General features: G+C 71.7%; 7 protein-coding genes and 1 pseudogene. 2 read left to right on the forward strand and 6 right to left on the reverse strand.

The annotated features are described in order from the left end of the window. Positions 1-28 precede the first annotated feature (28 nt). Positions 29-1,483, reverse strand: coding sequence for a basic amino acid/polyamine antiporter (locus ACZ32T_RS22255; protein ID WP_467368538.1), 1,455 nt, complete (start codon positions 1,481-1,483; stop codon positions 29-31). Between the two features lie 144 nt (positions 1,484-1,627). Continuing rightward, positions 1,628-3,655 carry a heavy metal translocating P-type ATPase gene (locus tag ACZ32T_RS22260; protein ID WP_467368539.1) on the reverse strand — a complete coding sequence of 676 codons (2,028 nt, stop codon included), beginning with the start codon at positions 3,653-3,655 and terminating at the stop codon, positions 1,628-1,630. A gap of 96 nt (positions 3,656-3,751) precedes the next feature. Between ACZ32T_RS22260 and ACZ32T_RS22265 the strand changes: the two genes are divergently transcribed. Together ACZ32T_RS22265 and ACZ32T_RS22270 are read left to right on the forward strand one after the other, a co-directional pair. Further along, entirely contained in the window at positions 3,752-4,135 is a 384-nt protein-coding gene (locus tag ACZ32T_RS22265) for an ArsR/SmtB family transcription factor (protein ID WP_467368540.1), read from the forward strand. Positions 4,136-4,232: 97 nt separating this feature from the next. After that, positions 4,233-5,240 carry an MsnO8 family LLM class oxidoreductase gene (locus ACZ32T_RS22270; RefSeq protein WP_467270987.1) on the forward strand — a complete coding sequence of 336 codons (1,008 nt, stop codon included), beginning with the start codon at positions 4,233-4,235 and terminating at the stop codon, positions 5,238-5,240. 3 nt (positions 5,241-5,243) lie between these two features. Here the strand turns inward: ACZ32T_RS22270 and ACZ32T_RS22275 are convergent, their stop codons facing one another. The 4 genes and pseudogenes from ACZ32T_RS22275 to fecE form a co-directional block, all read right to left on the reverse strand. Then, entirely contained in the window at positions 5,244-5,633 is a 390-nt protein-coding gene (locus ACZ32T_RS22275) for a DUF2267 domain-containing protein (protein WP_467368561.1), read from the reverse strand. Positions 5,634-5,809: 176 nt separating this feature from the next. Further along, positions 5,810-6,001, reverse strand: coding sequence for a DUF6381 family protein (locus ACZ32T_RS22280; RefSeq protein WP_467270985.1), 192 nt, complete (start codon positions 5,999-6,001; stop codon positions 5,810-5,812). Between the two features lie 112 nt (positions 6,002-6,113). Next, the gene (locus ACZ32T_RS22285; protein ID WP_467270983.1) at positions 6,114-6,734 is read right to left on the reverse strand and encodes an L-threonylcarbamoyladenylate synthase; all 621 of its coding nucleotides are present in this window, start codon (positions 6,732-6,734) and stop codon (positions 6,114-6,116) included. Between the two features lie 43 nt (positions 6,735-6,777). Further along, positions 6,778-6,874 (reverse strand): annotated as a pseudogene (gene fecE, locus ACZ32T_RS22290) (Fe(3+) dicitrate ABC transporter ATP-binding protein FecE); the annotation flags it as partial.

Genomic DNA, 6,874 nt, shown 5'->3' on the forward strand with positions numbered 1-6,874 from the left:
AGGTGCGGGAAGGACGGGGTGAGGCGTTTCAGAGGCTGATCCAGCCGGAGGCCAGTGCGGCCACGCCGATCGCGGCCCCCGCGACCGAGACCGCGCAGATGACGAGTTCGGCGGGGGAGAAGACCCGGCGGCCCTGTTCCCTGCGGGCCATCGCGAACAGGATCGTGGCGGGGGCGTAGACGATGAACGAGACCAGGACGAATTTCAGCCCGGCCGCGAACAGGAGGAAGGCGGTGTAGAGCGTCGCCACGATGCTCACGACCAGGTAGCGCCTCTGGCTCCGGCCCTTGGTCAGGTCGTCCGGGCGCACCATGATCTTGACGGCGAACGCGGCGGCGAGGAGGAACGGGATCAGGGACAGGGCACTGGTCAGATCGAGCGCGAAGTTGAACGCGTCCTCCGAGAAGAGGGTGATGATCAGGACGACCTGGGACAGCAGGGTCGTCATCAGCAGCGCCGGCACCGGCACGTCGGCGGGGTTGGAGCGGCGCAGGAAGCGCGGCATGTCGTCGTCCTTGGCGGCGACGAAGAGGACTTCGGCGGCCATCAGCGTCCAGGCGAGATAGGCGCCGAGCACGGACACGATCAGGCCCACGCTCACGAAGACCTGCCCCCAGGTCCCGACCGCCTCCTCCAGGACCGCTGCCATGGACGGCTGGCGGAGCTCGGCGATGTCGGCCATCGGCATGATGCCGTACGACACGATGGTGACGGACGCGAAGACGGCGAAGACGCTGAGGAACCCCAGGACGGTGGCTCGCCCGATGTCCTCCCGGCGCTTCGCGTGGCGCGAGTAGACGCTGGCTCCCTCCACCCCGAGGAAGACGAACACCGTGGCCAGCATGGTGCCGCGCACCTGGTTGAACAGGGAGCCCGCGTAGTCGGCTCCGCCGAAGTTGTCGGCGAAGACCTTCGCGTCGAAGAAGAACAGGGCGAGGATGACGAAGACGATGATCGGGACCACCTTGGCCACGGTCACCACCCTGTTGATGGCCGCGGCCTCCTTCACTCCCCGGCGGATGAGGAGGTAGAAGGCCCACAGGCCGGCCGTGGACACGATGACGGCCGGCACGGTGTCGCCGTCGCCCAGGGCCGGCCACACGGCTCCGATCGTCGACGTGATCAGCACCCAGTACGTCACGTTGCCGACACAGGCACTGGCCCAGTAGCCGAAGGCGGAGAAGAAGCCGAGGTACTCGCCGAATCCCGCCTTGGCGTAGGCGTAGACACCGGCGTCGAGATCCGGCCGGCGTACGGCCAGCGTCTGGAAGACGAACGCGAGCATCAGCATGCCCGTGCCGGCGATCGCCCAGGCGATCAGCGCCCCGGCGACACCCGTCTCCTGCGCGAAGCGTGACGGGAGGGAGAACACCCCCGCGCCCACCATCGAGCCCACCACCATGGTGGTGAGCGTGAGCAGCGTCATCTTCACCGCGGTGGTGGGGCCTTCGGGGACGTCGGTCCCTGTGCGGGAGCTGGTCATCTTGTCCCCTCATGTGATGCAGATACGAGGGAACTTTAACGGCAAACAGGACCTTACGCCCGATAAGGGGCCGGGCTGACGGCGGGTCGGGTGGTGCGGCCGGGCAGGCCGGCGCTCGCGCGGTAGGGCGTGGCTGACGTCGTATCAGGCGATGGCGGTGGCCGGCCGGGCCTTCGGCGGTGACGCCGCACCGGCGTGACCGGCCGCGCGGCGCCAGGCCGAGTCGCGCAGCAGCCGGAGGCCGTTCAGACCCACGATGACGGTGGAGCCCTCGTGCCCGAGGACGCCCAGCGGCAGCGGCAGATGGCCGACGAGATCCCAGATGACCAGGCCCGAGATGAACACTCCGGCGATGACCAGATTCTGCACGACCAGTCGGCGGGTCGCCCGGGACAGGGCCACCACCGTGGGTACGGTCGCCAGTTCGTCACGGATGATGACGGCGTCCGCGGTCTCCAGCGCGAGGTCGGAGCCCGCGCGCCCCATCGCGATCCCGATGTGCGCGGCGGCCAGGGCGGGCGCGTCGTTGACGCCGTCGCCCACGACCAGCACCTTGCGCCCGGCCCGCTCCCACTCCTGTACGGCCGCCGCCTTGTCCTCGGGGAGGAGCCCCGCACGGACATCGGTGATGCCGGCCTCGGTGGCCAGCCGGGCGGCGGAGCGCGGATGGTCGCCGGTCATCAGTGCCGGAGAGCTGTCGGTCAGCCGGGCCAGGGCGGCGACCGTCGCGGAGGCGTCGCTCCGGATGCGGTCGGCGATCCCGAGCACACCGACCGGCAGACCGTCACGCAGGACGAGCACCGCCGTGCATCCCGTCTCCTCCAGGGCGGCGGCCGACGCGGCAGCGCCGGCCGCCTCGGGTGCGGAGGAGTCGCGCAGGAGGCGGGCGGGGGAGCCGGCCGCGATCCGGTGTCCGCCGACATCGGCCGCGACGCCGGTCCCCGGGGCCGAGGTGAAGTCCGAGGCGGCGGGCAGGGGCAGCCCGCGCTCCTGGGCGGCGTTCACGACGGCACGGGCCAGTGGGTGCTCGCTGGGATGCTCGGCGGCGGCGGCCAGGGTCAGCAGCGTGTCCGCGGTCAGCCCGGAACCGGGCAGCGGATGGACGCCGGTGACACGCGGATCGCCCTCCGTGAGGGTGCCGGTCTTGTCGAGGGCCACCGCGTCGGTCTGCCCGAGGCGCTCCATGACGACGGCGGACTTGACCAGGACGCCGTGGCGCCCCGCGTTGGCCATGGCGGAGAGCAGGGGTGGCATGGTCGCCAGGACCACGGCGCAGGGGGAAGCCACGATCATGAAGGTCATGGCGCGCAGCAGACTGCCCGTCACGTCGCTGCCGAAGGCGAGGGGTACGAGGAAGACGGCCAGGGTGGCGGCCACCATGCCGAGCGAGTAGCGCTGCTCGACCTTCTCGATGAACAGCTGGGTGGGGGCCTTCGTCCGGGAGGCCTCCTCGGTCATCGCCACGATCCGGGCGATCACCGATTGGGAGGCGTCCCGCTCGACGACCACCTTCATCGTGCCCGTGCCGTTGAGCGTCCCGGCGAACACCTCGTCCCCGGGCTCCTTGGCGCTGGGCAGCGGCTCGCCGGTGATCGTGGCCTGGTCGACCTCGCTCGCGCCGTCGATGACCCGCCCGTCGGCACCGACGCGCTCACCGGGCCGGATCCGGATGACGTCGCCGGCCACGAGCTCGCCCGTGGCGACGCTCTCCTCGCCGCCGTCGCCGGTGACGCGGGAGGCGGTGGCCGGAGCCAGGTCCAGGAGTCCTCGGACCGCGTCCCGGGTGCGTGCGGTGGCCAGGGCCTCCAGCGCACCGGAGGTCGCGAAGATGACGATCAGCAGGGCCCCGTCCATCACCTGTCCGATCGAGGCCGCTCCGAGCGCGGCCACGATCATCAGGAGGTCCACGTCCAGGACTTTCTCCCGCAGCTCCCGCAGTCCCGACAGGGCCGGCTCCCACCCGCCCGCGGCGTACACCAGGGCGTACAGCGGGCCCCATGTCCATCCCGGGGCGCCGGTGAGCTCCAGGGGGAGTGCCAGCAGGAAGAGCGCCAGAGCCGCACCTGCCCAGCGGGCCTCGGTCAGTGCGAGGACGCGGGTGCGGCGCCGGGGGGCCGCGCCGGCGCGGGCGGCGGAGTCCCGTGAGAGGCGCGGGAGGACATCAGCGGGCATGACGGAACGACCCCTCACGGGCGGCGGAACGACGACGCCCTCACCGTACAGGAATATATGAACAGGTCTTCATGTGTCGTCCGTAGAATGGTCGGCATGGGCCACGGACGCGACGAGCAGACGACCGCCACCACCCGCGAGCGCCTCGACGCCGTAGGGGCGGCGGGTGTCGCCGCGACGCTCCAGGCGCTCGCGACCCCCTCCCGGCTGCGCATCCTGGCGCGCCTCCAGGAAGGCCCCTGCGCCGTCGGTGATCTCGCCGAAGCGGTGGAGATGGAACCTTCCGCCTGCTCCCACCAGCTCCGTCTCCTGCGGAACCTCGGACTGGTCGCCGGCGAGCGCCAGGGGCGCTCCATCGTGTACGCGCTGTACGACCATCACGTCGCCGAACTCCTCGACCAGGCCCTCTACCACGTCGAACACCTGCGCCTCGGACTCCGTGACGCGCCCGCCGAGATCGCCGCCGCGGCACGCCGCTGAGCACACGACGGCTTCCCGGTGCCGAGCGTGCGGCCGACTCGCGGCGCCTGCCGCGCGGCGGCGGGAATCCCGGCGCGCCGAGGGCGTTGAACCAGGAGTGAGCTCTTCCATCGCATCGACCCGGTTCTCCTTCCTCGACCGCTCCCGCACCCGCGAGGGACACGACGCCGCGCAGGCGCTGCGGGACACCGTCACTCTGGCGGGCACCGCGGAGGCCCTCGGCTACCACCGGTTCTGGGTGTCCGAGCACCACAGCGTGCCAGGCGTGGCCGGCTCGGCGCCGACCGTGCTGGCCGCCGCCGTGGCCGCCGCGACCTCGGTCATCAGGGTGGGCACCGGCGGTGTGATGCTCCCGAACCATCAGCCCCTCGTCGTGGCCGAGCAGTTCGGGGTGCTCGCGTCGCTCTTCCCCGGCCGCATCGACATGGGGCTCGGACGTTCGGTCGGCTTCACCGACGGCATCCGCAGGGCCCTCGGCCGGGACAAGGAGGACGCCGGCGCCTTCGCCGCGCAGCTGGCCGAGCTCCTCGGGTGGCTGGACGGAACGCAGCAGGCCCACCCCCAGGTCCACGCCCGCCCCGCCGAGGGGCTGCGCATCCCTCCGTACGTGCTGGCCACCGGCGAAGGCGCCGCCATCGCCGCGGCTGCCGGTCTGCCCCTCGTCGTCGGCGACCTCCGCGGCCACGACAGACTGGTGAGAGCGGTCGAGGACTACCGCAGCGGCTTCCGCCCTTCCGCGTGGGCCCGGGAGCCCTATGTGATCGTGGCGGGCACCGTCGCGGTCGCCGGCACCGAGGAGGAGGCGCGGCGGCTGCTGGTCCCCGAGGCCTGGTCCATGGCGTACTCCCGTACGCACGGCTCCTTCCCGCCGTTGGCGCCGGCCGAGCGGATCGAGGCGCTGGCCATGACGGAGAAGGAGCGGGGCCTGTTCGAGAGCGGACTGCGCGGCCACCTGGCCGGCACCGAGGAGACCGTGGCCGCCGGGCTGGAGCTGGTGATCAAGGAGACCGGTGCGGACGAGGTGCTGGTGACCACGAGCACCTACGACCGTGCGGGGCTGGCTGACTCGATGCGGCGGCTCGCACGGATCGCGGGCCTGGGCTGAGCGTCAGCCGCCGGTGGGGTGGCCGAACAGGACGTCGTACCCGGGGGGCAGTTGCAGCAGTACACGCTGGAGGAGTTCCTCACCGGCGGCATCGGCCACCACGCTGAGCACGGCGCTCGTGTCCCAGGCCGCCGTCCGCTCGTTGGCGCCCTCGATCCAGGCGGAGACCGCCCGTACGAACCGCTCGGAGCTCAGTGGCTCGGCGGCCTGCAACGGGTTCAGGAGGATGAGCGCGAACGTCTCCGGCAGCCGGGCGGCAAGCTCGTTGCGCTCCTCCCCGACCAGATGCGCCCCCAGCAGCGCCAGCACCACGCGGGACGCCCGCTCCGCCTCCAGGCCCGACGGATAATCGCCGCGTTCCTGGACGGCTTCCAGGAACGGCTGCCACCTCATGTACGTCACCGGTTCCCCTTCGCGGAGCGCGGGCGGAGAGCGGGGCGGGGGAGGGGAAGCCCGTGCCCCGCCCTCCGCGTATCCACCCCATGTCACCTCATTTCCGGTACTAACACGACCCCGCGGTGACGGCAAGCGGCGCCCGGCCCCGCACCTGCGGGAGCCGCGGAGCCGGACTACTCCATGGGGTAGATGTCCCCGCTCGCCATACCGCTGACCTGCGCACTCCGGGATTCGAGCCGGTGCGCCTCGTCCTGGAGGCGCCGGCGCTCCGCGGGATCGGTGGCCTGCTCGGCGGCCTTGACGAGATCCTCGGCCCGGCCGCGCATCTGCTGGAGACGGCTCCGTACGTCCTCTGACTCGCTCATGATCACTCCCTGGCACTGGGCGGAGCGGATACCTCCACCGAACCAGGCACCCGGGGGTGCGCGCATCTCAGCGGGGGCGCCGGAAGCGCGGAGTGACCGTGCGGGCGGTGCGCTACTCGAACCGGGAGACGTCCCCGGCCCCCCGGCGTACGACCTCCAGCTCGCCCCCGGAGAAGTCGATGACGGTGGTCGGCTCGGTGCCGCAGTCGCCGGAGTCCAGCACGATGTCCACGACGTGGTCGAGGCGCTCCTTGATCTCCCAGCCCTGCGTCAGCGGCTCCTCCTCGTCCGGCAGGAGCAGCGTGCTGGAGAGCAGCGGCTCCCCGAGCTCCTCCAGGAGCGCCTGAGTGACGGCGTGATCCGGGATCCGGACACCGACGGTCTTCTTCTTGGGGTGCAGCAACTGCCGCGGCACCTCTTTGGTGGCGGGGAGGATGAAGGTGTAACTCCCGGGCGTCGCCGCCTTGATCGTGCGGAAGACGTCGTTGTCGACCTGGACGAACTGGCCGAGCTGCGCGAAGTTCTGGCACACCAGGGTGAAGTGGTGGCGGTCGTCGAGATTCCGGATCGACCGGATGCGGTCGATCCCGTCACGGCTGCCCAGCTGGCAGCCCAGGGCGTAACACGAATCGGTCGGATAGGCGACGAGGGCGCCGGACCGGATGCTCTCGGCCACGTTGGTGATGGTGCGGCGCTGGGGATTGTCGGGGTGCACGTCGAAGTACTTGGCCATCCGGCGAGTCTACGGCCTCGCGACGGGCGCGTTCCGCTTGCGGTGTGTGTGTGGGGGGGGCGCGCGGCGACTGGGGCAGGAGCGCGACGCGGTGGGCGGCCCGGCGCCTGCTGAGCTCCCAGATGTCCACGCCGCCGGCC

The organism is Streptomyces sp. NPDC023573 (assembly GCF_055559735.1).